Source organism: Sporomusa aerivorans (genome assembly GCF_041428895.1).
Taxonomy (GTDB): domain Bacteria; phylum Bacillota; class Negativicutes; order Sporomusales; family Sporomusaceae; genus Sporomusa; species Sporomusa aerivorans.
Window position 1 is genome coordinate 3,362,796 of sequence record NZ_CP156926.1, and the last position, 26,166, is coordinate 3,388,961.

Sequence of the window (26,166 nt, forward strand, 5' to 3'; positions counted from 1 at the left end):
CTATAACAACACACAAAGTAAATTGCCGGGACTGTTTCCGCTGCGTACGGTCTTGTCCTGTCAAAGCAATCGGCATTGCCAAAGGTCATGCCCGCGTCATTGAGGAAAGGTGCATTTTGTGCGGGCGCTGTGTCATTGAATGTCCGCAAGAAGCCAAACAAGCCGACTGCCAGTTGGAGAAACTAACAACAGCTATCCAGAATGGTAAACAAGTAATCCTTAGCCTGGCGCCCTCATATATAGCTGCATTCCCCGAGTATACCCAGGAAAATCTGTTTCAGTCACTGACTGCCGCCGGCATTTACTCAGTCGCTGAAACGGCCGAGGCCGCTGTCATAATTTCAGAAGTTTACGGCACCTATATACTGCCCGGTTCAAAGGGTGATCTAACGCATGATCCAGTCATTTCATCGTGCTGTCCGGTAATTGTTAATACGATCGAAAGATATTACCCACAGTTGATTCCTAACCTTGCCCCTGTAATATCACCGATGCTGGCTCATGCTAAACTGCTAAAAAAACAGTATGGGCAGGAAGCCTTCGTGGTGTTTGCAGGTCCTTGCATCGCTAAAATTCGGGAGGGCAGCTCACTAGATTCCCAACTGGATGCTGTCATAACCTTCGAGCAGCTAAGACTCTGGCTAACACAACAGCCCGTACAAGAATTGTGTCCGGTAGTGAAGCAAGCTGTTCCATCAGCCGTTGCACCAGCTTTTGCAGGCCGCTGTTTTCCGGTGGCCGGTGGATTAGTTATGCCATTTCATACGCAGGACAACAGTGATGATGTAATAGTTGCCGATGGAGTAGAAAAATGCCTGGAAGTATTGGAAGGATTGATCAATCGGGAGATTTCCCCGAAGTTTATTGAAGCCATGGCCTGTCCAGGCGGATGTATCGGCGGTCCGGCCATAGGCATTCGCCATTTGGCACCGACAAAACGCAATAAAGTGCTTGCATATGCCAGAAGTTCGCAGGATGTGAAACTCTCAAAGGAAGTCCCGGCAGACCTGTTTTTATTCCGGGCTTATCAGGCAAAACCGATTAATGCGGTAATCCCAACAGAAGATGAAATAAAAGAAATTCTCAAGCAAACAGGAAAATTTGCGCGCAAAGATGAAAAAAATTGCGGCGCATGTGGTTATGATACCTGCCGTACTAAAGCGATAGCCGTCTTCCAGGGGCTTGCCGAGCTTGATATGTGTGTACCGTACATGCGTTCCAAAGCAGAGTCATTCGCTAATATTATTGTTGAAAATTCATTAAATGCAATCATAGCTGTAAATGAAAAAATGATAATCAAGGAATTTAATCCTGCCGTTACCCGGATGTTTGGAGCTAAGCAACCAATCTACAAGGGAATTAGCCTTACCGAACTGTTTGATTGCACTGATTTCATTGCCGCCGCAAAATTTGGCCATAAAATTGTCGGCAAACGGGTTGAATACCCGGGGTACGGGATTGTTACAGAACAGATGATTATTCCGGTACCGGCTCATGGATTGGTTATTGCAATCATTACTGATGTAACCGCTCATGAACAAAGAAACAGGGAACTGCAGCAAATGAAACTAAACACGGTGGAAAAAGCAACCGAGATTATTAATAAGCAAATGCATGTTGCCCAGGAGATAGCCGGCCTTTTGGGCGAAACAACGGCTGAAACCAAATCAGCACTGCTGGAATTGATTATGCTGATAAAAGGCAAGGGGGAACCCTGATGCAAAAACTTCATGCAGAGTTTGGTCTGGCTCAATTATCTAAAGTCGGAGAAGAACTGTGCGGTGACAATGTTGATATTGTAAGAACGCCTGAGGCGACTATCATAGTAATGTCAGACGGGCTTGGCAGTGGTGTCAAAGCTAACATCCTGGCTACCTTAACCACTAAAATAGCCAGTGTAATGCTCAAACGCGGCATACCGTTGGAAGATGTCGTCAATACCATCGCTGAAACCCTGCCAGTCTGCCGACAGCGCAAGATAGCCTATTCGACCCTGCATATTGTAAAAATCAGCCCGGATGGTCAGACAACCGTTGTTGAATTTGACTGTCCTGCCACTTTTTTAGTACGCCGCGGCAAAGTTATTCAGTTTCCGACGCAGGAAAAGATAGTTAGCGGCAAGACAATCAGAGAGGGAGAACTATTACTGCAGGAGGAGGATATTCTTGTCGCCGTAACCGACGGTGTTCTCCATGCAGGCATTGGCGGACTGCTCAAGCTGGGCTGGGGTTGGAAGGGGGTGGCCGCACAAATTGAATCCGAATACCAAGGATGCAACAGTGCTGAATTAATCGGTCAACATCTGATAAATTGCTGTGAAGGCTACTATGTTGGACGGCCTGGCGACGATTCAACCGCCTTGGTTATAAAAATGCGTTATCCCCAGCAATTAACAATTCTGACCGGACCACCACATGATGCCGCCTACGATGAGCCGCTTGTCCACCGTTTACTGGCTGCAGCTGGTAAAAAGGTGGTTGCTGGCGGAACAACGGCGCAAATTGTCAGCCGGATAATACAGAGTCCGCTTAAAGTTGAATTAACCTGTCATGATCCGCAAATACCGCCGATCGGCTATCTTGAAGGCATTGATCTGGTAACAGAAGGTGTGTTGACCTTACACGCTGCGGTTGACCGTCTGGCAGACAGCAAAAATTTACGCCGCTCCAACAAACAGGATGGTGCAACTCTCTTAGCAAAGTTGTTGGCTGATGCCGATAAAATTAATATTATTGCCGGTCTGGCAGTTAATCCGGCCCACCAAAATCCCAGCTTCCCTATGCAGATGAATATCAAGGCGCAGGTATTAAACAAATTAAAAGCTGGCCTGGAAGCCAAGGGCAAAGAGGTCACTATTGAATGGATTTAGAAAATGTACTTTGCCAACCACCTCCTAGTATGTTACAATATTGGCGATTCACATAGTCTGAGAGGAGTATTATACAATGTCGGGACATTCAAAATGGGCCAATATTAAACACAAAAAAGGCAAGATGGATGCCGTACGCGGCAAAATAACTACCAAAATCAGCCGTGAGATTACCGTCGCGGTACGTATGGGCGGATCGGACCCAGCCGGTAATATGCGTTTAAAGCTGGCGTTGCAAAAAGCAAGAGAGAATAATATACCCAAAGAAAATATCCAGCGTGCTATTCAGAAAGGCTCCGGCACTCTTGAAGGCAGCAACTATGAGGAAATTAAATATGAAGGCTACGGCCCCGGCGGCGTTGCCATAATGGTGGAAGCAATGACTGACAACCGTAATCGTACGGCTGCCGACATAAGGCATTTGTTTTCAAAGTATGGCGGCAACCTCGGTGAATCGGGCTGTGTGGGCTGGATGTTCAAGCAAAAAGGGATTTTTGTTATTGAACAAGGCGGTATTGAAGAGGAAGAACTAATGCTTTTGGCGTTGGACGCCGGTGCTGAGGATTTTGAAGCAGCCGAAGACCAGTTTGAAATAACTACCGATCCGGCTGACTTTGAAAAAGTACTGGAAGTCCTGGACAGCAACAACATAAAAACAGCAGTTGCCAGGATTACCATGATACCGGAAACCACTGCCAGCCTGGCCGGGGATGAGTCTGTAAAAATGGTGAAGCTTTTGGACGCCTTGGAAGACCATGATGATATCCAGGAAGTATACACTAATTTTGACGTGCCTTTCGAAGATGAAGAAGACTAAGGCTATCAGGCATCACGCACAAACCGAAAACCGGCCTAAACCTTCCTGCAGATAACCGCAGGAGGGTTTTATTATATTAAAACGACTTCTAACATATAACTATTCTGGAAGTAAGAAATAATTAGGTTGACACTTGAAATATTATCGGACATAAACGGAATTACTTGGGCCGCTATTGCAAGATTGGGAAATAATTATAGGCCGGAATAGCATAGCCGAGAATTTTCCCCAATAAATGTAATTTTCAATTGGTGTATTTTTTTTGTATAATTTGGTAAAACTACTGGTAAGTCTAAGAAAGGAGCGTTACCAGTATGTTATCAAAATTTGTTGATGCACTTACTACGTTACGTCATTCGCGAGTCGTTGGCAAACTCAAAACAAGGCCTGTGCTAGTTGGTGGTCTAATCATATTATTGTGTTGTATGGGCTATTTTGCCTTACTGGCGGACAAGGATACCAAACTGCTTATCCCAGACCAGCAAACCGAGGCTGTCAAACAGGATGGCAAAATTAAAATATCGGCTGATACGGACGTTGTCCAAAAAATAATGTATACCAAATGCTCGGATGCAGAGGTTTTCCGTACTAAACCACAGGACAATCTGATTGGCCTTAATTTTAATCAGGTGCAAAAAATCTACTCGGGCTGGACAATCGAAAAGTTTGACACCAAGGAAGTTGAAATGACGCTAAAGGTGGATAGCTTGTGCCGTGAACACGCCAATAATATGTTCATTGGTATCAAAGACGGGCATGTAACCGTTTTTTATGGTGTACCCGGCCCGAAAGCCCTGGTCAAAGAAGTAACCAAAATTCCCATCAACTCTTTAATGCCGCAGGATGTCCTTGAATTGCGGCAAGGTTTGGTGGTAGGTTCCAAAGAAGAATTACTGAGAACACTGGAAGGTATGCAGGCACGCTAAGAGAGGGGAAAGCCCTCTCTTTTTGCTTTTATTTAACAGGAATATATCCTGCTGTTGTCGAATGTAGCTGTAAAAGGGGGCAGCAAATGATAGCATTAGGAATCGACCCCGGCACAGCTATTTGTGGTTTTGGTTTGGTCGAAGTACAAGGAAGCCGGTTAAAAGCAATAACTTATGGCGTTGTTGAAACAACACCTGACATGGAAGCAGCCTTGCGGCTCAGAAAAATTCATCAGGAAATTGACAGCCTTATAAGTAAGTATAGGCCGGATATTATGGGTGTTGAGCTACTGTTTATGAATAAAAATGTACGCACAGTAATGGCGGTAGGACAAGCGCGGGGCGTAGTGCTTCTGGCGGCTGCGCAAAACGAACTGAAGCTTGCTGAATTTACGCCATTACAAGTCAAGCAGGCGGTAACAGGTTACGGCAAAGCAACAAAAGAACAGGTTATCTATATGACGCAAAGGCTGTTAAATTTACCTAACAAGCCGCATCCGGATGACGCTGCCGACGCCTTGGCAGTGGCCATTTGTACTGTGCACTGCACAAGTATAAACAAGATGAGGGTAACGAATGATAGGTTATGTTAAAGGTATAGTTACATATTTGTTTACGGATTATTGCTTTATCGACGTACAGGGAGTGGGCTACCGGATATTTATTCCTCATTCAACCCGGCAAAAGCTGGCAGTTGGGCAGCCGGCGACATTGTTTACTTACCTCAATGTGCGTGAGGATGCTTTAACATTGCACGGTTTTTATACTCAGGATGAATATGAATTGTTTTTGAGCCTGATTTCGGTCTCAGGAATTGGCCCCAAGGTCGCCGCCGGTGTGCTGGGAGCCGTTACGCCACAGAATTTCCGGTCAGCAGTCAGTACCAATAATGCCGCCCTATTGACCAAACTGCCCGGTGTTGGTAAAAAAACGGCGGAAAGAATTATTCTGGAGTTGAAAGATAAGATAGGCCTCAGTGTAAGCGGTGACGAGATTATTGCCGGTCAGCCCGCACCAGACAGCAGTCTGCCGGGCGACGTCATGCAGGAGGCTATGCAGGCGCTTGCGGCGTTAGGGTACAATCAGGCAGAAATCACACCGGTTATTAAAAAGGTGTATGAGCGCGAAGGCAAAACACCCGCCGGATTGTCTTTAGAGCAGTTGATTCGCTTAACATTAAAAGAATTTGGCCGGAGATAACCGGGAGGAGTGCTAACAAGTGGAAGAACGCGTTTTGGCGCCCGGTGAGCAGGATGTGGATTCATGGCAATATAGCCTGCGACCGCGCCGGTTGATAGAATATATCGGACAAGATCAAGTAAAAAACAATCTCTCAATCTTTGTTCAGGCTGCACTGGCCAGGGAGGAAGCGCTTGACCATGTTTTGTTATACGGGCCGCCTGGCTTGGGAAAAACTACATTAGCCGGAATTATCGCCAACGAGCTTGGCGTCAATTTCCGGATTACCTCGGGACCGGCCATCGAGCGACCCGGTGACCTGGCATCACTGCTCACCAACCTGGGTGAAAAAGATGTGCTGTTTATTGATGAAATTCACCGTCTTTCCCGGGCAGTGGAAGAAGTATTATATTCAGCAATGGAAGACTATGCGCTTGATATTATTATCGGCAAAGGCCCGTCCGCCCGTTCTATAAGGCTGGATTTGCCAAAGTTCACGCTGGTGGGAGCTACAACTAAGGCAGGCGCCCTGGCTGCCCCGCTCCGCGACCGGTTCGGGGTTATTTGCCGGTTGGAATATTATGAGACAGAGCATTTAGAATGTATAGTGAACAGGGCTGCCGAAATTTTAAAAGTTGATATCGAACCGCGGGGGGCTAAGGAAATTGCCAGACGCTCACGCGGTACGCCTCGTATTGCTAATCGGCTATTAAAGCGGGTTCGTGATTTTGCCCAGGTAACAGGCGATGGGATAATTACCGATAGTATTGCTGACAAGGCATTGGAACTGTTAGAAGTCGATAAGCGCGGGTTGGATAAAACCGACCGAAGCATGTTGGCTGCTATCATCAAAAAATTTAACGGCGGACCGGTTGGACTTGATACACTGGCTGCTGCCATCAGCGAAGAAACAGAAACCATTGAAGATGTCTATGAGCCGTTTTTACTGCAAATGGGATTTATTGCCCGGACACCGCGCGGCAGGGTAGCCACACCTGCGGCCTATACGCATCTCAATATTCCGTGCAAGGATAAAGCCGAGAACCAAGAAAAACTGTGGTAGGTGACTAAAATGCGTATGCTGCTCCATGTCTGCTGTGGACCTTGCTCCGTATTTCCGCTCAAACATTTGCGGGAAGAATATCCCGGATACGAAATAACCGGTTATTTTTACAATCCGAATATCCATCCGTACAAGGAGTTTGTCAGGCGGCTGGATACCCTCAAGACCTTTGCCGCCAGAATAGGCCTTGCCAATTTAATCATTGATGACAGCTATACCCTGGAGGAATTTTTGCGGGAAGCCTTAAATACTTCCGGCGGACGCTGCCGTTATTGTTATGACCTTAGAATGCGGCAAACTGCGCGGTATGCCAAGGAACATGGCTTTGACTGCTTTAGCACCACCCTGCTGGTAAGTCCTTACCAGCAGCATGAACTGATTATTGAGGCTGCCCAGGCAGCGGCCAAAGCAGAAAACATTCAGTTCTGCTATATCGACTTTAGACCCGGCTGGCAGGAAGGAGTCCAAATCAGCAGAGAACTGGAAATGTACCGTCAGCCTTATTGCGGTTGTGTATTAAGCGAACGGGACCGTTATTATAAACCGCGAAAGGGGTCAGGCTAATGCCAGGTTTTGATTCCTTTGGCAAGCTGCTGATGTTGCTTGGGGTTGTTTTACTGGTGGCTGGGGCGCTATTTTATTTTGGCGGCAAATTCTTCAGTTTAGGAAAACTATCCGGGGATATACATATCGAGCGAGGCAATTTCAGTTTTCATTTTCCCGTCGTTACCTCGATTATTATAAGTATCGTTTTAACAATAATTTTGAACCTGATAGCAAGAAAATAGCACCGGAGGTATGCGAGTGCCTAAACATATGGTAAAATGGTTATTGCTGGCTTTTCTGCTGGTATTGGTTCCCTTAGCCGGACAAGCTAAGATTTCTGCTATTAATGATGGTCTGTTCAATGCGGAACCAAGCCTGCGTGTGGGAATATTGACCGGTCAGCAAAATGCTCAGATTTCGGCGGATGCCAATTTTGACCTGGTCGATACTGCAGATGCCAAGATTCTAGGTAGTTTCCGGGCCTACGATACGGCAACCCTTATACTAAAAGACGGTTATTTTTTCATTAACGGCGTGCGGGTTTTGGCTACAGGTATTGATGTTGTTCAGAAAAAAGAAGATTTAATTGTAAATGTTGAGCAGTATATTTATGTAAATAACCGTCGTTACCGTGGAGACATCGGAATTCATCGCACAGCTGGAAAATCAGGAATGACGGTTGTTAATACATTGCCGGTGGAACAGTATCTATATGGTATTATCAAAAACGAAATTTCGCCGGACTGGGCTATGGAAGCTGTAAAATCCCAGGCTGTAGCCGCACGTACTTATGCCATGGCAAGCTACAACAAGCATAAAGCCGATGGTTTTGACGTATGTGCAACTACCGACTGCCAGGTATATGGCGGACGGGAAAGCGAAGCACCCCGTGCCATTGAAGCCGTAGATTCAACCAGAGGACTGGTATTAATGAATAACGGCAAACTGATTACTGCATCTTTTCACAGCAGTTCAGGCGGTTATACCGAAAATAGTGAAAATGTTTGGCTGACACAGTACCCGTATCTTCGCGGCGTAGTTGATTTTGATCAAAACTGTCCCTATTATAAATGGGAAAAGAAGCTGACTATTGCCGAGCTCAGTCAAGCTATCGAGAAGGCTGGCTATAATGTAGGCAGTCTTCAGGCCATAGAATTATCGCCACTGGATAAACCGCCGGTAGTCAGTGCAGACCGTGGCGTATCCGGCCGTGTTAAAAACATACGCTTTCTGGGCAGTAGCGGCAGTATCCAGGTTCCCGGCGAAAAAGTAAGGCGCATGCTGGATTTAAAGAGCACCCTGTTTGATATTGCTACTGACAATGAACCGCAAGAATTTGCGATGCCGGTCCATGCAAATCGCAGCAAAGAAGAGGGACAAATCCGCAGCAGCCTCACCTTGTCAGCCAGTGCAGGCAGCACAGATATCCGGCCTATACATGGACAGCCTACCGATGTCATTGTAATATCCGGTTTTGGCTGGGGGCATGGAGTAGGATTGTCGCAATGGGGGGCAAAAGCCATGGCTGAAAAGGCTCCGCCCGGCAATACCGAATATTTTAAGGATATATTGAAACACTATTACCAAGATGTAGAAATTAAAAAAGCCTATTGAGAGGCCATAATGAGGGAGTAACATGCTGGTTTCGGATTTTGATTATTATTTACCCGAAGAACTTATCGCCCAGCAGCCGATCGAACCGCGTGACCGTTCCAGGCTGCTGGTGCTCGACAGACAAACAGGTTCAATTGACCACAAAGAGTTCTATAATCTGCCGCAATTTTTACAACCAGGGGACACCCTGGTTTTTAATGATACCCGGGTAATACCGGCCCGCCTGCTGGGAGTTAAACCGGAGACAGGCGGCAAGGTGGAAGTCTTTTTACTAAACCGGACTACAAAAGATGAATGGGAAGTGCTGGTCAAACCCGGAAAAAGGGCCCGTCCGGGAACTGTTATTGCTTTTGGCGATAATTTACATTGTCAGGTCATCGATACCACCGGTTTTGGCGGTCGTGTCGTCCGTTTTTCCTATCAGGGCGTTTTTGAGGAAATACTTGACGAATTGGGAGAAACGCCGTTGCCTCCCTACATAAAAGAGCAACTGACAGACAAAGAACGTTATCAGACAGTATACGCCCGGGAACGGGGATCGGCTGCAGCCCCCACTGCCGGGCTTCACTTTACCCGCGAACTTATGGAAAAAATTAAAAGTATGGGAGTTAATCTGGCTTTTGTCACACTGCATGTTGGGCTGGGAACATTCAGGCCGGTAACGGCGGAGGATATTACCGAACATGTTATGCATCGGGAATATTACTCGGTGCCGGCAGCAACCGCAGATATTGTTAATAAAACGCTGGCTGCCGGTAAAAGGGTTATTGCCGTTGGCACTACGGCAGTGCGCACCCTGGAGTCTGCCGGCTCAACCGGTCAGTTGGAAGCCAAAAGCGGCTGGACAGAGATATTTATTTATCCGGGCTATGAATTCAAAATTGTTGAGGCGCTTATTACCAATTTTCATCTGCCGAAATCCACGCTATTAATGCTAATTAGCGCCCTTGCCGGCCGGGAGCTCATTTTTAAGGCTTACCGTGAAGCGGTGGAGCAGCGCTATCGTTTCTTTAGCTTTGGCGATGCCATGTTTATCATTTGATTGCTGGAGGTGTAGTTGTTTGGCCATTACATACGAACTAATTAAGCGCTGCTCCAAAACAGGTGCGAGGGTAGGACGCATTTACACGCCGCACGGCGTATTCGACACGCCTATTTTCATGCCTGTGGGCACTCAGGCCACGGTAAAAGCCATGTCGCCTGATGAGCTTAAAGCTATGGGAGCAGACATTATCTTAAGCAATACCTATCACTTATACTTACGCCCCGGCCATGAATTAGTGGCCGAGGCAGGTGGTTTGCATAAATTCATGCAGTGGGACCGCGGGATCTTGACGGATAGCGGCGGATTTCAGGTATTCAGTTTAGGACCGCTCCGCAAAATAACCGAAGACGGCGTTACCTTCCGTTCGCACATTGACGGCTCCAAGCATTTCCTCTCCCCTGAAAAAGCCATCGAAGTGCAAATGGCCTTAGGCGCCGATATTATTATGGCTTTTGACGAGTGCGTGCCATATCCGGCCGACCATGAGTACGCCCGCCAGTCAACCGAGCGCACCACACGCTGGGCAGAACGCTGCAAACAGGCCCATACCCGTAGGGACCAGGCCTTATTTGGCATTGTCCAGGGAGGGATGTATAAGGATCTCAGGGCTATGAGCGCCAGGGATCTGATTTCGCTGGATTTTCCCGGTTACGCTGTCGGCGGACTTAGTGTTGGTGAACCAAAACCTCTCATGTATGAGATGCTGGAACATACGGTTCCGCTCTTACCGGAAAACAAGCCGCGCTATTTAATGGGCGTTGGCACGCCGGATTGTCTTGTGGAAGGAGTTATGTACGGTATCGACATGTTTGACTGCGTGTTTCCGACAAGGGTGGCCCGCAATGGTACTGTCATGACCAGCCGGGGCAGACTGGTTGTAAAAAATGCGGAATATGCCCGTGACTTCCGCCCGATCGATCCGGACTGCGGCTGTTATACCTGCCGGAACTTCTCACGCGCCTATATCAGACATTTACTAAAAACCGAAGAAATATTTGGCTTAAGGTTGACAACCACCCATAACCTGCATTTCCTGCTGAACTTTATGAAAGATATGCGCAAATCCATCCTGGAAGACCGCTTTTTGTCCTTTAGGGAAGAGTTTTGGGCGCATTATCGTAAATAATAAGAGGATTTAAGGCAATTATGTGGAATATACTGCTAATATACAACAGGAGGTGATAAATGCATGCCAGAGTTTTCACCCGAAATTATGCAAGCCATCCAGGCCTCGTGGCCAATTGTACTTATGGGTGTGATTTTCTATTTTTTACTATACCGTCCGCAGAAAAAAGAACAAAGCCGCCGTCAGGAACTCTTGAACAATCTAAAAAAAGGCGAGCGTATTGTTACGATTGGCGGTTTATACGGTACAATCACAGCCTTAAGTGAAAAAACGGCAACAATTAAAATTGCAGATAAAGTGGAAGTAGATATTTCACGCACAGCTGTCAGCCACTATCAGAATCAGCCCAAATCCTAATAAATGCACTCGTATGGGTGACCTCAGGACTTGGTATAGCCAAGTCTTTTTTTAAGGGGGAGGGGTACGATCATGGAAATTAATAAAATTGCCAAAAAAGATTTGCGTAAAAGTGTTTTAGCTGTCAGACGGTCAATGGACCGCGAACAAGTTCGGGCAGGCAGTGATAAAATTGCAGATCATTTATGTGCCTGGCCGGTGTACCAGTCTGCCAAAAACGTTATGTTATATCTGGCAATGCCGGATGAGCCGCACATGGACAAAGTAATCTCCCCTGCGCTCTCTGCCGGAAAAACGATCTGCGTGCCTCATATCCGCGATAGAGGCATAATGGACGCAGCAATTATTGCCAATATGGATGATTTGGTAGTGGGAGAGTATAATTTACTTACACCAAATCCGGCAACGTTAAAACTGCTGGACCCTGGTGAGCTTGACCTGATAATTGTCCCGGGGGTGGCTTTTGACAAGGATGGCCGTCGCCTGGGAATGGGGGCGGGGTTCTATGACCGGTTTCTGCTCAAAGCTCAAAAAACTGAACTGATTGGTGCAGCTTGGGCAGCGCAGATCATGGAGAAAGTACCCACAGATGATCATGACCGGCTTGTAAATTTTTTAGTTACCGAAAATGGCATATTTACTTGCAGAGAAGGCAAAATGTAATAAGTGCATTTTGCCTTGACTCTGCCGTACTGCAATACAGTGATGATTTATCTGGCAGACAGGGCTAATTTTGGAAAGCGGGGGATTAGTCATGTCAGCAGTAACCAAGGAACGTGCTCTAACAGTAGCAGATTTAAAAGCAGATCACGAGGTAAGCGTTTATCTTACCCGCAGTACCGAGTATCTCGGAAATCTGGGTTTTACCGAGCATGGCTTACGGCATGCCGGCATTGTTTCGGCTTTAGCTTATAAGGTCTTACAGGAATTGTCCTATCCGGCGCGCGACTGTGAACTTGCCGCAATAGCCGGTTATCTGCATGATATAGCCAATATGATTAACCGCTATAACCACGGCGGCTCCGGGGCCATCATGACATTCAATATTCTTACCCGCATGAAAATGCCACCGGAGGAAGTTGCCCTGGTGATATCGGCTATCGGCAATCATGAGGAAGAGCGCGGCAATGCTGTCAATCATGTGGCCGCAGCACTAATCCTGGCAGATAAATCTGACGTGCACCGCGCGCGTGTTACCAATCGTGATTTTGCAAAATTCGAGATTCATGACAGGGTAAATTATGCTGCCGAATGCAGCAAGCTGCTCGTTGACCGGACATCCCGCACAGTTACACTCTCGGTTACAATTGACACGGAAATTTGCCCTGTCATGGAGTATTTTGAGATATTTCTCCAGCGTATGGTTATGTGCCGGCGGGCGGCGGAATTTTTAAATTGCCGTTTTAAACTGGTAATTAATGATTATGATTTGCTGTAGCCATCGGGAAGTCAAAAAACATTTTAGCAAGATTGGGGGATAACTTTTTGAGGTGGGGGAATTTAACCAAATTTTTAATTGTCGTTCTGGCCATTCTCGCTGCTTCCGGGTTCTATATGTCGCCCTTAGCCCTTTCCATTAAGCAGGGTCTTGATTTACAGGGCGGGACTCATGTGGTTCTGGAGGCGTCCGATACTCCGGAAGCCCAGGTGAATGATGATGCCATGAAGCGCGTTGTCAGTATCATTGAGCGCCGTATTAATGAACTTGGCCTTACCGAGCCGCTCGTGCAACGCCAAGGCGACAGGCGGGTTATTGTTGAATTGCCAGGTGTCAAAGATCCGGAAAAAGCCATTGAAATGCTTGGCAGAACTGCCCTGATGGAATTTCAGGACGAAAGCGGCGCTGTAGTTCTTACCGGTAAGGACTTAAAAGACGCTAAGGCACAAATTGACCAGAGCAATCAAAAACTGGTAGCTATCGAATTTACTGATGAAGGGGCCCAAAAGTTTGCCGCTTTGACGGCCCGCAGTGTCGGCAAGCACATTGCCATACTGCTTGATAAGCAGGTACTGACCAATCCGGTCGTTCAGGAAGTCATCCCTAACGGTAAGGCTGTCATTTCCGGGAACAGGACCATCGAAGAGGCTGAGCGTTTGGCCATTCTGCTGAGATCCGGAGCGTTGCCTGTCAAGGTTGATGTTTTGGAAACAAGAACAGTCGGACCAACCTTAGGGGAAGATTCCAAGGCCAAAAGCATGCAGGCCTTTGTAATTGGCGTCACTGCTATCGTGATCTTTATGCTGCTTTTTTACCGGGTATCCGGTTTTGTCGCCAACGTGGCGCTGATTTTGTACGTCATGTTATTGTTGGCAAGTTTAAAAGCGCTCAATGCTACGCTAACATTGCCGGGTATTGCCGGTATCATTCTTTCCATGGGTATGGCGGTTGACGCCAATGTACTTATCTTTGAACGCTTCAAAGAGGAATACCGCAACGGGAAAACATTGCGGGCAGCCATGGACGCCGGTTTCAGCCGCGCTTTTGCCACAATTTTGGACTCGAACATAACAACTCTGATTGCGGCAGCGGTTCTGTTTTTCCTGGGGACAGGCCCGATTAAGGGTTTTGCCGTTACCTTAGGTCTCGGGATTGTTTTAAGCATGTTTACCGCGATTACCGCCACTCGGTTAATTCTTAGAATGCTGATTCACGCCAATGTTATTAAGAACGGCAAGTTGTTCGGGGCTTAGGGGGGAGAAAACATGAAATTTGATGTTGTCGGTAAACGTTATTGGTGGTTTCTGCTCTCGGCGCTCATCCTGCTTCCCGGACTCTTATCCATGGCAATGCAGGGTTTTAACTTAGGTATTGATTTTACAGGCGGAACTTTGTTGGATCTTAAATTCGCCCGTCCTGTCACAGTAGCCGAGGTACGGGATGTGCTTAAGGACTATCAGCTGGAAGGCAGTACAATTCAACTGGCTTTAACCGGTCAGGAACACAGTTCACCCAACGTATTTATCCGCTCGCACGTGCTGAGCGAGGAAGAACGCCGGGATGTGATGAAAGGTTTTGAAACCAAGCTGGGCGCCTTTGAAGTGCTCAGGATGGAAAAGGTGGGAGCGGTAATCGGCTCAGAGCTCACCCTCCAGGCCGGCTTAGCCCTTCTCATTTCCTGGGCGCTGATGATTGCATATATTACGTATCGGTTTGAATTCAAATTCGCTGTGTCAGGTATTGCGGCTCTGGTTCATGACATACTCATTGTCATGGGTGTGTTCTCCATTTTACACAAGGAAGTTGACGCTACTTTTGTTGCTGCAATTTTGACCATTGTGGGTTACTCCATCAATGATACCATTGTAATTTTTGACCGGATCCGCGAGAACCTAAAAACCTATAAGAAAAGCGACGGCCTTGAAGAACTTGTCAACCGGAGTATCTGGCAGACAATGACCCGTTCCATTTATACCGTTCTGACGGTTGTATTTGCTACAGGCGCGCTTTACTGGTTTGGCGGCGAATCCACCAAGAATTTTTCACTGGCGCTGCTAATCGGCTTTGCTTCCGGCGCCTATTCTTCGATATTCAATGCCAGTCAAATCTGGGTTACCTGGAGATTGTATGACGAAAAACGCCGGATTGAAATAAAAACCAAAGGCGCCAAATAAAGAAGATGCAGCTTGTTCCGGGCTTACCCAGCAAAAGCTATATTTTCTGTCCGGATAAATTATCACCCTGAGACAATTGCCTCAGGGTTTTTTTTCACCTTTTCCCGTCCGCCACAATATCCTATAAGCAGGCGGGAGGCGAAAAAAATGGGAGTTATACTTCCGGCGTTATCGCTGGCGATTGTACATATTGCAGGTGATAATGTTGCTGTTGTTCCGGCCATGGCTTCATTAATTGGCAATGGTATCTATGCTACCGTTTTTTTTGCCTATATGATCTTGGGTTCATTACTCGCAGGGGTGTCCGCCTGGATCGGAGCCAAAAGCGGCCGTGAGTTAACAGCTGTGGTTAAGAGGCTTTTTGGCCAGCGGGGCAAGGTTGTGCTGGCGCTCTCAGTTCTAGCAGTATCACTGCCGGCCAGTGCGCTTACCGGTGGATATTTTGCCGGACAATTGCTGCACCAGCTTACAGGTATTCCGTATGCGTATGCCGTGCCGTTGTGCATCATGGCCTGTTCCTGTCTGGTAGCGGGCTATGGCCGTGAATTACTTCACCTGTCTAATTACCTTGGTTTATTATTTATTCCTGCAACAGGTATCATGCTGGCTGCAGTTTTAAATACCGGCGCGAGTATATCTTTAGCCCACGTTGTTTCTTTTGATTATATCAGCTGGCCACTGGTTTTGGCGCTTGTCGGCTATAACGCCGGCGGCATGCGGGCAGTATTGGTAGTTGAGGCGGGATCATATTTGCCTGCCAAAAATCATACCGGAGTGTTTGTGGCAATACTGGCCAAATTCATCGAAGGTTTCTTTACTTTGTTATTTGCCCATCTGGCTTTACAAAGCGGCAACACCGGCTTATTACCGTTACCGGCTGCAGCCGATAAAGTTTTTGGCCTATGGTTTGCAACCGTGTTCAAAGGCATTTTATTTTGCATTCTGATTAACACCATGGTTCCGGCTATGTTAGTTAATACAAAGCAGCTAAGTATCATTACCGGCTTTGGCTTTAAAACAGCTTTGGCTGCTGCCGGATTATTCGTATGGTGCGGCAGCCTGATTCCAATCGAAATAATTCTCTTGTTTATGAGCGTTACCGGATTAGTAATGACCGGATTCATTGTCTATATTGCCTATTCGCTACATAAACAGCACGCCAACAAGTCACAATAACGTTACCAACAGTATTCTAAGGCGAAACGAGGTAAAGAACTTTTGTTGGTTCAATGTTTTGTGACATTTATTATGGTAATAGGATTGTTTTGTACGCTGACGGTAAAACTGCCTGGGACACTGATTATACTGCTGGGTGCTGTCCTTTACGGTTTATTTACTGATTTTGTAACTTTTACTCCCTGGATTATCGCCCTGCTTGTTATCATCTCAATCAGCGCAGAAGCAGGTGGTCTGGCATATCGAAAATATTTAACAAAAAAATATGCTATTTCGTCTGCCTTTAGTGTTAACAGTACCGTCAGTCATATCGCCGGCATCCTGGTGAGCGCCGCTTTACTGGGACCTGTAATCGGCTTTGGTGTGTGGGAATTAATAGCGGGAAAAACGTTATTGCCGCGCGGTAACACGACTACCCAAATCTTGGTTCGTTTAGTTGGCTTTGCCGGCGTCAGAATGGTTTGCGGCGCTATCATGATCATGATGATTCACATCTATATATTTTTTTGATTCTGACATTGCATTCTTACAGGCTTTTAGCCTGTTTTTACTTTATAGGACGGCATATCCCGAGCTTGCGGCGCATAAATTACAGTTTAATGCGGCTTATTACTAATTATTAAAGGAATAATCGGGTTTTTGCGAGAATACTATTCTGATATATTTTATCCAATTTAAGAGCAATTAGGAGTTTTCTAACGGCAAAGTTGCAAAATATTACACTGTATACTACAATTATCTAGTACACGGTTACGGAGGTCTGAATTTTTTACTATGGCTAGGCTGCAAAAATCATGGAAGTTGTTTCCGGTCAAGCGTGAACTGGCCAGAGAACTCAGTCAGAAACTACATATATCGCACTATATAGCGCAGGCACTTATCAATCGGGGGGTTACCACTGAACAAAAAGCCTCCGAATTTTTATACGCTGGTTCGGACTATATTGCAAATCCGTATCTGCTTAAAGATATGGATACAGCAGTTAACCGAATTGTGCAGGCTATTGATAATCATGAAAAAATTACAGTATATGGAGATTATGATGTAGACGGCATTACCGCCTCCGCTACTTTATTTAAGACACTCTGCAGGCTGGGGGCCAAAGTGGAATTTTATATCCCGGACAGGCAGGAGGAGGGGTACGGACTCAATACAGCCGCTCTCACCAAGCTTGCAAATTCAGGAACAAAATTAATCGTCACTGTGGATTGCGGCATTAGTGCTGTCCATGAAATTCAAACCATGCTGGGACAGCTTGATATCATTGTAACCGACCACCACCAGCCGCCGCCGGAGCTGCCGGCAGCAATGGCCATTATTAATCCCAAACAGCCGGGCTGCGAATATCCGGAAAAAAATCTGGCCGGTGTTGGCGTTGCTTATAAATTGTGTCAAGCTTTATGGCAGTATTATCACGACAACAGCAAATTCTGTGATTACCTCGATATTGTAGCAATTGGCACAATCGCCGATATCGTACCGCTTACCGGCGAGAACCGTGTTTTAGTAAAATTAGGTCTGGAACAACTGTGTAAAACGGAAAATCCCGGCTTAAAGGCGCTATTAGAGGTATGCGGTTTAACCAACAGGGTTATTGACAGCGGCTCTGTGGGCTTCGTTATTGCGCCAAGACTTAATGCGGTGGGCCGCGTTAGTCAGGCTGCCGCCGGTGTGGAACTCTTGCTTACAAATAATTATGACATTGCCCATGAATTGGCTGTCTTGCTTGATACAGAAAACGCAGAACGCCAGTCTATAGAAAAGGATATCTTGGCAAAAGCGGAAGCACAGCTTGAAACAATAGACTTAACTAATGAAAAAGTTTTGGTTCTTGCCGGTGAAGAATGGCATTCGGGTGTAATTGGCATAGTAGCTTCCCGGCTGGTAGATAAATATTATAAACCAGTGATTATGATCAGCCTGCACGATGGCTACGGCAAAGGCTCCTGCCGCAGCATACCGGCATTCGATATGTACGCAGCTTTAACGCAGTGCAGTGATCTTTTAACTCAGTTTGGCGGCCATCGACAAGCGGCCGGCCTAACGGTTCCGCTCAACAATATTCCGGCTTTGCGCGAACGACTCAATGAAATCGCTGCCGCGACTTTATCTGAGGGCGATTATGTTCCCGTCATTAACATTGACTCGGTTCTGCCGCTTGAAGAAGTAAATGCGGCTTTTGTGGAACAATTAGCCTGCCTTGAGCCGTATGGTTTCGCTAACCCCAGCCCGGTTTTTGCCTGCCGGGATGTCGTTTTAGGCGAAAAAAGGCGTATTGGACAACAAAACCGGCATTTAAAGCTTAAACTGAGAAATGCCGGGGTTACTGATGTAGTTGCCTGGAATATGGGAGAATTATCCGATAGTTTAAGTTGTGAGCAAAATATAGATCTAGTATTTGTCCCTAAATATAATGAATGGCAAGGTCAGAAAAGCGTGCAGCTCACCGCGCAGGATATACGCCATTCTTTTAGCGAAGAGACGAAAGCCAAGTTAAATACAATCGCGCCGGATCGCAACTGCGTAGGTCAGGTATACCTGACATTAAAGGCATTTACAAAAACCGGGCAACATACAAACCTGTCCTATCAGACTATTGCCGAAAAAATTTCCGGCAGCTGTCAGGCAAAAATTTCTGAACAGGTAGTAGCGCTGTCACTGACCATTATGGAAGAGCTGGGATTACTCACAATTTCAGCCAGTAATGAAAAGAGCAGTTTTGGCGTACAGCTCGCTCCTGCGCCGCCCCAAAAACTTGATTTGGCCGATTCGCTGACTTTTCGTAAATGCAGTGAAATGAGAGAGACATATCTGACTCAGCATATTTAGTTTGAGGAGGTCCATGGATGAATTTTCAAGAAAAAATAAGAAATGTGCCTGACTTTCCGCAGCAAGGAATTCAATTTAAAGATATCACTACACTGCTAAAAGACGGACCGGCTTTCCGCCTGGCAATTGATATGCTGGCAAAACCTTATAAAGGTAAACACATTGATGTTGTTGTCGGTCCGGAAGCCCGTGGCTTCGCCATCGGTGCACCGGTTGCCTATATTCTCGGATCCGGTTTTGTGCCAATCCGTAAACCCGGCAAGTTACCGGCAGAAACACTAAAATACGAATATTCCTTAGAGTATGGCAAAGATGCCCTGGAAATACATAAAGATGCCATTGAGCCTGGCTGCCAGGTATTGATTGTTGACGACCTGTTAGCAACGGGTGGTACCACAATGGCAACCATTAAAATGATTGAACAACTGGGTGGAAAAGTTACCGGTTTGGCATTTTTGATTGAACTGTCGTTTTTGAACGGCCGCGAAGTTTTAGCCGGTTATGACGTTACTTCGCTTGTTCAATACTGACTTTGATGACCGTAATAGAACTTGGATTATATAGCAGCAATGTATGAGGTGAATCATGGGCAGCGATGCACAGGGAAAAAAAGAAAGCACGAATATTGAGAGCATACTGGCCAAAATAAAAAGTTATCAGCCTGATGCACCGCTGACAATGGTTGAGAAAGCTTATCAGTTAGCTCATAGTGCCCACGAAGGTCAGTTGCGGGTATCTGGCGATGAGTATATTTGCCATCCTTTGGGAGTGGCAAATATACTGGCCGACCTGCAGATCGATACTGTAACAATCAGCGCCAGTCTCCTGCATGATGTTGTAGAAGATACTTCTGTTACTCTGGAAATACTGGAAAAAGACTTTGGTAAGGAAATTGCCATGCTTGTTGACGGCGTTACCAAATTAAGCCGTATTGAATACAAGTCTAAAGAAGAGCAGCAGCTGGAAAACTATCGTAAGATGTTTTTAGCTATGGCTAAGGATATCCGGGTTGTGCTGATTAAACTCGCAGACAGATTACACAACATGCGGACTCTAAAATATATGGCGGCGCATAAACAACAGGAAATTTCCCGCGAGACGCTGGAAATTTTCGCACCATTAGCCCATCGTTTAGGTATGTCCAATGTAAAATGGGAACTGGAAGATTTGGCTTTCCGGTTTTTGGAACCGGAAAAGTATTATAGACTTGTTGAGCAAGTCAAGCAAAAAAGGCAAGAGCGGGAAGCCATAATTAATGACGCCATTGCCCTTATGACAGAACGCCTGGAAAGTGTTGGCATTACGGCTGAAATTCAAGGGCGGCCCAAGCATTTTTACAGCATCTACAAAAAGATGAAAAAAAGCCACAAACAGGACGTAAACGAGATTTATGATCTGTCCGCCATTCGTATTGTTGTGGATACCGTTAAAGATTGTTACGGCGCTCTTGGTATTGTTCATACATTATGGAAGCCTTTGCCGGGAAGATTTAAAGACTATATTGCCATGCCAAAGTCTAACGGCTATCAGTCGTTGCATACCACCGTAATTGGTCAGTCTGGCCAGCCGCTTGAGATTCAGATCCGAACCCTGGAGATGCATCGCATTTCTGAATATGGCATTGCGGCTCACTGGCGGTACAAGGAGGGTGGAAAGGGGATCGCTCACAAGGACACTGATCAGAAACTGGCCTGGCTTAGACAGTTACTGGAATGGCACCGTGACTTAAGGGATCCCCGTGAGTTCATTGAAACAGTAAAATTGGATGTTTTTGCTGATGAGGTGTTTGTATTTACCCCCAAAGGCGATGTTATTGATTTACCTGCCGGTTCAGTGCCTATTGATTTTGCCTACCGTATTCACACCGACGTTGGTCATCGTTGTGTTGGCGCAAAAATTAACGGTAAAATCGTTCCGCTTGAATATAAACTTAATAACGGCGATATTGCCGAAATTATCACTGCCAAGCAAAGCAATGGTCCCAGCCGCGACTGGTTAAATGTGGTCGGTTCGTCAGAAACCCGGAATAAAATCAGATCATGGTTCAAGAAGGAAAAGCGGGAAGAAAATATCGCTAAAGGCCGCGAAATGATTGAACGGGAAACCAAGAAGCTTGGTTATGAGTGGCGTGACCTGATAAAAGGCGACCGTCTGAGTGAGGCGGCGAAAAAGTTGAATATTTCCAGCGAGGAAGACCTTTTTGAAGGCCTTGGGTATGGCGGCGTTACCCTGCATGGAGTAATGACTAAATTAATTGAAGCCTACAAAAAAGATCTAAAAAGCACAACACCGCCTGACGTATCGGCCATGTTGGCTGATCTTAAACCCAAAAGGCAAAAAAGCAAAGCAAGTCATGGGATTTTGGTAAAAGGCGAGTCAGGACTGATGGTCAGGCTGGCCCGCTGTTGCAACCCTTTGCCGGGCGATGTCATTGTCGGGTACATTACCAGAGGGAGGGGAGTGTCTGTGCACCGTGCCGATTGCCCCAATATTCTCAATAACCGGGAAGAATATGAGCGGATGATTGAGGTTAACTGGGATATACCCGGCGATACCTTATATAAAGTATCCATAGAAATAACTGGTATGGATCGTCCTAATCTGCTGTCAGATATCATGATGATTGCAGCAGATGCCAAAATTAATGTATCTTCGCTGAATGCCAGGGTGCAGAAAAATAAAACAGCGATAATTAACATGGATATTGGTATCGGTAACCTTAGTCAATTGGAACATATCATGACAAAAATGCGCCGGGTTCAGGACGTATATAATGTGCACCGTATGACCCAAAGTCTAGGAGGAGTCTAATGCGGGCTGTTGTTCAACTAACCGATCAAGCCAGTGTGACAGTGGATAATCAGGAAATTTCCGCGGTAAAAAACGGCTTAACAGTTTTTTTAGGTGTCGGCGGCGACGATACCGAGCAAGATGCAAAATTTCTTGCGGAAAAAATTGTTAATTTGCGAATTTTTCCTGATGATGCGGGTAAAATGAATTTATCGCTTAAATGTATAAATGGTGAGCTTTTGGTAATCTCTCAATCTACTTTATATGGTGATTGCCGTAAAGGCCGCCGGCCGAGCTTCGATACTGCCGCTGAGCCGAAAGTCGCGCTAGCGTTGTATAATTACTTTGTCCGGTTGTGCCAGGAGATGGGAGTCAGCGTTTCCTGCGGACAGTTTCAGGCGGAGATGATTGTGCGTTTAACCAACCATGGACCGGTAACCATGTTACTGGACAGTAAACGCTTGTTTTAAGAGGAGTGGTAACATGAAAATCATTCAGATGGAAGTAGGAAACCTGGGTACTAATTGTTACATTGTTTATAATGAACAAACATTAGACGCAGCGGTGATAGATCCAGGGGGCAGCGCGGCCGCAATTACCGCCGAAATCAATAAAGCCAATCTCAACGTTAAGTATATTATCAATACACACGGGCATGCCGACCATATTGCCGAGAATGACGCTGTTCAACAGGCGACCGGCGCTAAAGTTTTAATACATCATGAAGACGCAGGTATGCTGACAAATGCCCAGCGTAACCTGTCTGCTTTTATCGGTGGCGGCCTGGTGTGCCGTCAGGCAGACAAGCTATTGAGTCATAACGACATCGTCAAATTTGGCGATATTGAACTAAAAGTTCTGCATACTCCCGGCCATACTCCTGGCGGTATCTGCTTATTAGCCAATACGGTGTTGTTTGCAGGTGATACTCTGTTTGCTGAATCTATCGGTCGGACAGATTTTCCCGGCGGTTCCTATACACAGCTAATTAATAGTATAAAAGAAAACCTGCTTGTATTGGACGACTCCGTAAAAGTACTGCCGGGACATGGACCAGAAACTACAATAGGCTGGGAACGAACGCACAATTCCTTTATTTTGTAAAAGGGTCGGGTAGCAAGAAATGATAAAGTCATTTGCCGGCTGGTCCAAAATCATTATTTTGGTAAGCGGATTTTATATTCTCAGTCAGGTAAGCTCAGTTTACCTGCCGGTTATCTTAGCTATGATTGTTGCCTTTGTTCTTAACCCGGTTGTTAATCTTTTTACAGCCATCCCCTTAGGGACACGCAGCCGTCATCTGCCAAAGAGCGCTGCTATTTTAATAGTGTTTTTGCTTAGCGGCATAGTTATGAGCATAGCTATTACATTTGTGTTTTTGCCTTTTATTAATGAATTTAATAATTTTGTAATTGATCTGCCGCATCTTAGCAGCCGCATTAAAAATCTGACAACTTTGCTTGAGCAGCGTGCCAACCTGGCTCAACTGCCGGATAATATCCGTTCCATTCTGGAGGAAGGACTGGGCGGGGCTGCATCCTACGCAGTAGGCTTGGTGCGCGGCGCCATTAACACCGCATTTTCGTTTGCTACTCAGGTGATTGAACTGGTAGTTGTCCCGGTATTAGCTTATTACTTTTTAAAAGACTGGCCAACCCTCAAAGACTCGGTTGTTACAATTTTCCCTCCCTCAGCACGGGGGAAAGCAATAACAGTTATGGGGGAAATGGCTGTTGTTGTAAGTAATTACATTCGTGGCCAGGTACTAATTAGTATTATCATGGGTCTAATGGTATTTTGCGGCATGTATTTTTTACAGGTGGATTATCCGCTTGTATTAGGACTGTTGTCTACCTTGACGGAAACAATCCCGATATTAGGTCCCATTGTTGGCGCTATACCTGCCATTGTACTGGCATATCTGGTTTCGCCGGTACTGGCGACTAAGGTTGCCGTTTTCTACATAATTCTCCACCAGCTCGAAAACCACATTATTGTACCTAATGTAATGGGACACACGATTGATTTGCATCCTACCCTGGTTATTATTAGTTTACTGATTGGCGGCCATTTATATGGAATTGCCGGCATGATTCTGGCCGTACCGGTGGCGGCAATTCTTAAAGTACTGCTACGGCATCTTTGGAATCTTGACGATCTTAAAAAAGACGGGTGATGTTAATAATGACTATTGATTTAACCAACTTGCGCCAAAAATTTCGTGAACGGGAGTATAAGCTTACACCGCAACGCCAGATCATCTTACAGGTTTTTTTGGATAACCGTGACAAACATTTAAGTGCTGAAGATGTTCACAATATTGTACGCCAGCAGTCGAACGATATTGGTCTGGCAACCGTGTACCGCACGCTGGAATTATTAAGTGATCTTGATGTTCTGCAAAAAATGGATTTTGGCGATGGCCGCAGTCGCTATGAAATTAATGAAACCAGCACGCCTCACCATCATCATCATCTCATCTGCCTGTCCTGCGGAGAGGTAAGAGAGTTTGAGGATGATCTCCTGGAAGAACTGGAAAATGTAATAGCCAAGAAAAGCAATTTTACAATTGTCGATCATCAAGTCAAGTTTTATGGATATTGTCAGGAGTGCCGTAAACAACGTGAGGATTGAGGAGTTCTTTTATGTTGCCGGGGATGCGGACTGCCTGGATGTTCTTGGGGCTGTCCGCGATACCATGGCGCTGTTTAAGGTTGGCTATGCCGGCCTTTGGCCGGCTGCGGCCCGCTTAAGCGAACTAAAAGAAAACTGCATATTGGTTACAACTGCGTCCCGGTATGACAGCAACGAAGTTACTGTTGATATAACCATACATTATCATAAGCTAAACGGTGATTTGACAGCAGCGGTTACGAACCGTGAATCGCGGCGGCTATCACCTGGCAATGCCAGAAATAATGAAGGCGAAGATATACCTGGGCTCTGCCGCAGGCTGGCACGGCTTATTATTCTCACTCTTATGCGAAAGATTACCGGCAGCAATCCCGGTCCCTGGGGAATTCTCCGCGGTGTCCGGCCGACTAAAATTGTTCACCGGCTTCTGGATCTTGGCTGTCATCAGTCGGAAATTCCGGAAAAGCTGAGAGCCGACTACGCTCTGGAACCGTCAAAAGCCAAACTTATAGCAGATATTGCAGTTCATCAGCGGCCCATTATTGCCTGTCGGGATAATCCGCCACAAAGCAGGAAGGTTAGTGTTTATATCGGAGTCCCTTATTGTCCATCGAGATGTTTGTACTGCTCATTTCCGGCCAATGTGGTGCCTGAGCGGAGGGAACAGCTTGATGCTTTTTTACGGGCAATTACTAAAGATATAGAAAGCGCCGCCCAACTCGTTGCCCAATATAATTTAGCGGTCGAAAGCATTTATGTTGGCGGCGGCACTCCGACCAGTCTGTCTGCCGATGATTTATCCAAGCTGCTTCAATTAGTAAAAAGTTTGTTTTGGGGAGCTCAAACCCAAGAACTGACTGTAGAAGCAGGACGGCCGGACAGTATCAGTGACGAAAAAATAGCTGTGTTACGTCAGCATAAAATTAACAGAGTTAGTATTAATCCGCAATCTATGCAGGATAAATCGTTAAAACAAATTGGACGGCGGCATACTGTTCAGGATATAATAGACACATTCGGGAAAATCCGCCAGGCAGCCATTCCCGTAGTAAACATGGATGTAATAGCCGGTCTTCCGGGCGAAACGGTCGCGGATATGGAAGACACCATGCGTCAGCTTGCGGCCCTAAAGCCGGAAAATATCACGGTGCATACCTTGGCGATAAAGCGGGGATCGCAATTAAAAGATTCGCTTGATGCCGGTTTGATTGCCGGCCAGGCTTTGCCTGATGAGACCACAACCCAGGAAATGCTTACTGTTGCCGCTGACTATACCACCCGTATGGGCATGCAGCCTTATTACCTCTACCGGCAAAAATATATGACCGGAAATCTTGAAAATGTCGGCTATGCGCTGCCGGGAACAGATTGTCTTTATAATATTCAAATTATGGAAGAACGGCAGACCATCATCGGTATCGGCCCGGCTGCAGGAACAAAGGCGGTAAATAGTAACAACTGGCGGCTGCAGAGTTGTTACAACGCCAAAGATGTTGCAACCTATATCAAAAACCTTGAGATTTACTTGAGTGAGAGAAATACTCTGCTTTCACGATTGTATGGCGACAGTGAGGAGGATTAAC

27 protein-coding genes are annotated in these 26,166 nt (G+C 46.2%); all 27 read left to right on the plus strand.

From position 1 onward, the window contains the following. Positions 1-2 precede the first annotated feature (2 nt). On the plus strand, positions 3-1,718 hold the full coding sequence (locus SATMO3_RS15945) for a [Fe-Fe] hydrogenase large subunit C-terminal domain-containing protein (protein ID WP_371381728.1): 1,716 nt from the start codon (positions 3-5) through the stop codon (positions 1,716-1,718). Further along, entirely contained in the window at positions 1,718-2,869 is a 1,152-nt protein-coding gene (locus tag SATMO3_RS15950; protein ID WP_371370721.1) for a SpoIIE family protein phosphatase, read from the plus strand. The genes SATMO3_RS15945 and SATMO3_RS15950 overlap by 1 nt, the downstream gene beginning before the upstream one ends. 76 nt (positions 2,870-2,945) lie before the next feature. After that, on the plus strand, positions 2,946-3,686 hold the full coding sequence (locus SATMO3_RS15955) for a YebC/PmpR family DNA-binding transcriptional regulator (RefSeq protein WP_371370722.1): 741 nt from the start codon (positions 2,946-2,948) through the stop codon (positions 3,684-3,686). 314 nt (positions 3,687-4,000) lie between these two features. Next, a complete protein-coding gene (locus SATMO3_RS15960) occupies positions 4,001-4,612 on the plus strand; it encodes a BofC C-terminal domain-containing protein (RefSeq protein WP_371370723.1) in 612 nt (203 codons plus the stop codon). 86 nt (positions 4,613-4,698) lie between these two features. Beyond that, entirely contained in the window at positions 4,699-5,205 is a 507-nt protein-coding gene (ruvC, locus tag SATMO3_RS15965) for a crossover junction endodeoxyribonuclease RuvC (protein WP_371370724.1), read from the plus strand. Continuing rightward, on the plus strand, positions 5,189-5,812 hold the full coding sequence (ruvA, locus tag SATMO3_RS15970; protein WP_371370725.1) for a Holliday junction branch migration protein RuvA: 624 nt from the start codon (positions 5,189-5,191) through the stop codon (positions 5,810-5,812). Before ruvC ends, ruvA begins: the two co-directional genes overlap by 17 nt. A 19-nt stretch (positions 5,813-5,831) precedes the next feature. Further along, positions 5,832-6,854 (plus strand): Holliday junction branch migration DNA helicase RuvB, encoded by a 1,023-nt coding sequence (ruvB, locus tag SATMO3_RS15975; protein WP_371370726.1) that lies wholly within the window; start codon positions 5,832-5,834, stop codon positions 6,852-6,854. A 9-nt stretch (positions 6,855-6,863) separates the two neighbouring features. Beyond that, positions 6,864-7,418, plus strand: coding sequence for an epoxyqueuosine reductase QueH (locus tag SATMO3_RS15980; protein ID WP_371370727.1), 555 nt, complete (start codon positions 6,864-6,866; stop codon positions 7,416-7,418). Next, on the plus strand, positions 7,418-7,642 hold the full coding sequence (locus SATMO3_RS15985; protein WP_371370728.1) for a DUF2905 domain-containing protein: 225 nt from the start codon (positions 7,418-7,420) through the stop codon (positions 7,640-7,642). Before SATMO3_RS15980 ends, SATMO3_RS15985 begins: the two co-directional genes overlap by 1 nt. A gap of 16 nt (positions 7,643-7,658) precedes the next feature. Further along, positions 7,659-9,014 (plus strand): SpoIID/LytB domain-containing protein, encoded by a 1,356-nt coding sequence (locus tag SATMO3_RS15990; protein WP_371370729.1) that lies wholly within the window; start codon positions 7,659-7,661, stop codon positions 9,012-9,014. Between the two features lie 22 nt (positions 9,015-9,036). Beyond that, on the plus strand, positions 9,037-10,056 hold the full coding sequence (gene queA, locus SATMO3_RS15995; RefSeq protein ID WP_371370730.1) for a tRNA preQ1(34) S-adenosylmethionine ribosyltransferase-isomerase QueA: 1,020 nt from the start codon (positions 9,037-9,039) through the stop codon (positions 10,054-10,056). Positions 10,057-10,075: 19 nt separating this feature from the next. Further along, the gene (tgt, locus tag SATMO3_RS16000; protein WP_371370731.1) at positions 10,076-11,185 is read left to right on the plus strand and encodes a tRNA guanosine(34) transglycosylase Tgt; all 1,110 of its coding nucleotides are present in this window, start codon (positions 10,076-10,078) and stop codon (positions 11,183-11,185) included. Positions 11,186-11,248: 63 nt separating this feature from the next. Beyond that, positions 11,249-11,542, plus strand: coding sequence for a preprotein translocase subunit YajC (gene yajC / locus SATMO3_RS16005; RefSeq protein ID WP_371370732.1), 294 nt, complete (start codon positions 11,249-11,251; stop codon positions 11,540-11,542). A gap of 72 nt (positions 11,543-11,614) precedes the next feature. Further along, complete coding sequence (locus SATMO3_RS16010; RefSeq protein WP_371370734.1) at positions 11,615-12,205, plus strand: 5-formyltetrahydrofolate cyclo-ligase; 591 nt, start codon at positions 11,615-11,617, stop codon at positions 12,203-12,205. 91 nt (positions 12,206-12,296) lie between these two features. Beyond that, the gene (locus SATMO3_RS16015) at positions 12,297-12,980 is read left to right on the plus strand and encodes a phosphohydrolase (RefSeq protein ID WP_371370735.1); all 684 of its coding nucleotides are present in this window, start codon (positions 12,297-12,299) and stop codon (positions 12,978-12,980) included. A gap of 47 nt (positions 12,981-13,027) precedes the next feature. Continuing rightward, entirely contained in the window at positions 13,028-14,233 is a 1,206-nt protein-coding gene (secD, locus tag SATMO3_RS16020; RefSeq protein WP_371370736.1) for a protein translocase subunit SecD, read from the plus strand. A gap of 12 nt (positions 14,234-14,245) precedes the next feature. Next, the gene (gene secF, locus SATMO3_RS16025) at positions 14,246-15,154 is read left to right on the plus strand and encodes a protein translocase subunit SecF (protein ID WP_371370737.1); all 909 of its coding nucleotides are present in this window, start codon (positions 14,246-14,248) and stop codon (positions 15,152-15,154) included. Between the two features lie 147 nt (positions 15,155-15,301). Beyond that, positions 15,302-16,330: a hypothetical protein gene (locus SATMO3_RS16030; protein ID WP_371370738.1), complete on the plus strand. Its 1,029-nt coding sequence runs from the start codon at positions 15,302-15,304 to the stop codon at positions 16,328-16,330. 72 nt (positions 16,331-16,402) lie between these two features. Continuing rightward, entirely contained in the window at positions 16,403-16,840 is a 438-nt protein-coding gene (locus SATMO3_RS16035) for a DUF456 family protein (RefSeq protein ID WP_371370739.1), read from the plus strand. A 264-nt stretch (positions 16,841-17,104) separates the two neighbouring features. Further along, a complete protein-coding gene (gene recJ, locus SATMO3_RS16040) occupies positions 17,105-19,159 on the plus strand; it encodes a single-stranded-DNA-specific exonuclease RecJ (RefSeq protein WP_371370740.1) in 2,055 nt (684 codons plus the stop codon). Positions 19,160-19,176: 17 nt separating this feature from the next. Next, entirely contained in the window at positions 19,177-19,689 is a 513-nt protein-coding gene (locus SATMO3_RS16045) for an adenine phosphoribosyltransferase (protein WP_371370741.1), read from the plus strand. A 55-nt stretch (positions 19,690-19,744) separates the two neighbouring features. Next, on the plus strand, positions 19,745-21,970 hold the full coding sequence (locus SATMO3_RS16050) for a bifunctional (p)ppGpp synthetase/guanosine-3',5'-bis(diphosphate) 3'-pyrophosphohydrolase (RefSeq protein WP_371370742.1): 2,226 nt from the start codon (positions 19,745-19,747) through the stop codon (positions 21,968-21,970). Further along, a complete protein-coding gene (gene dtd / locus SATMO3_RS16055) occupies positions 21,970-22,419 on the plus strand; it encodes a D-aminoacyl-tRNA deacylase (protein WP_371370743.1) in 450 nt (149 codons plus the stop codon). The genes SATMO3_RS16050 and dtd overlap by 1 nt, the downstream gene beginning before the upstream one ends. Positions 22,420-22,432: 13 nt before the next feature. Next, positions 22,433-23,053 (plus strand): MBL fold metallo-hydrolase, encoded by a 621-nt coding sequence (locus SATMO3_RS16060; RefSeq protein ID WP_371370744.1) that lies wholly within the window; start codon positions 22,433-22,435, stop codon positions 23,051-23,053. A gap of 19 nt (positions 23,054-23,072) precedes the next feature. Beyond that, positions 23,073-24,125, plus strand: a complete 1,053-nt coding sequence (locus SATMO3_RS16065) for an AI-2E family transporter (RefSeq protein WP_371370745.1) — start codon at positions 23,073-23,075, stop codon at positions 24,123-24,125. 8 nt (positions 24,126-24,133) lie between these two features. Beyond that, positions 24,134-24,583 (plus strand): Fur family transcriptional regulator, encoded by a 450-nt coding sequence (locus tag SATMO3_RS16070; protein WP_371370746.1) that lies wholly within the window; start codon positions 24,134-24,136, stop codon positions 24,581-24,583. Further along, complete coding sequence (gene hemZ, locus SATMO3_RS16075) at positions 24,573-26,165, plus strand: coproporphyrinogen dehydrogenase HemZ (RefSeq protein WP_371370747.1); 1,593 nt, start codon at positions 24,573-24,575, stop codon at positions 26,163-26,165. Before SATMO3_RS16070 ends, hemZ begins: the two co-directional genes overlap by 11 nt. Position 26,166: the final 1 nt, after the last annotated feature.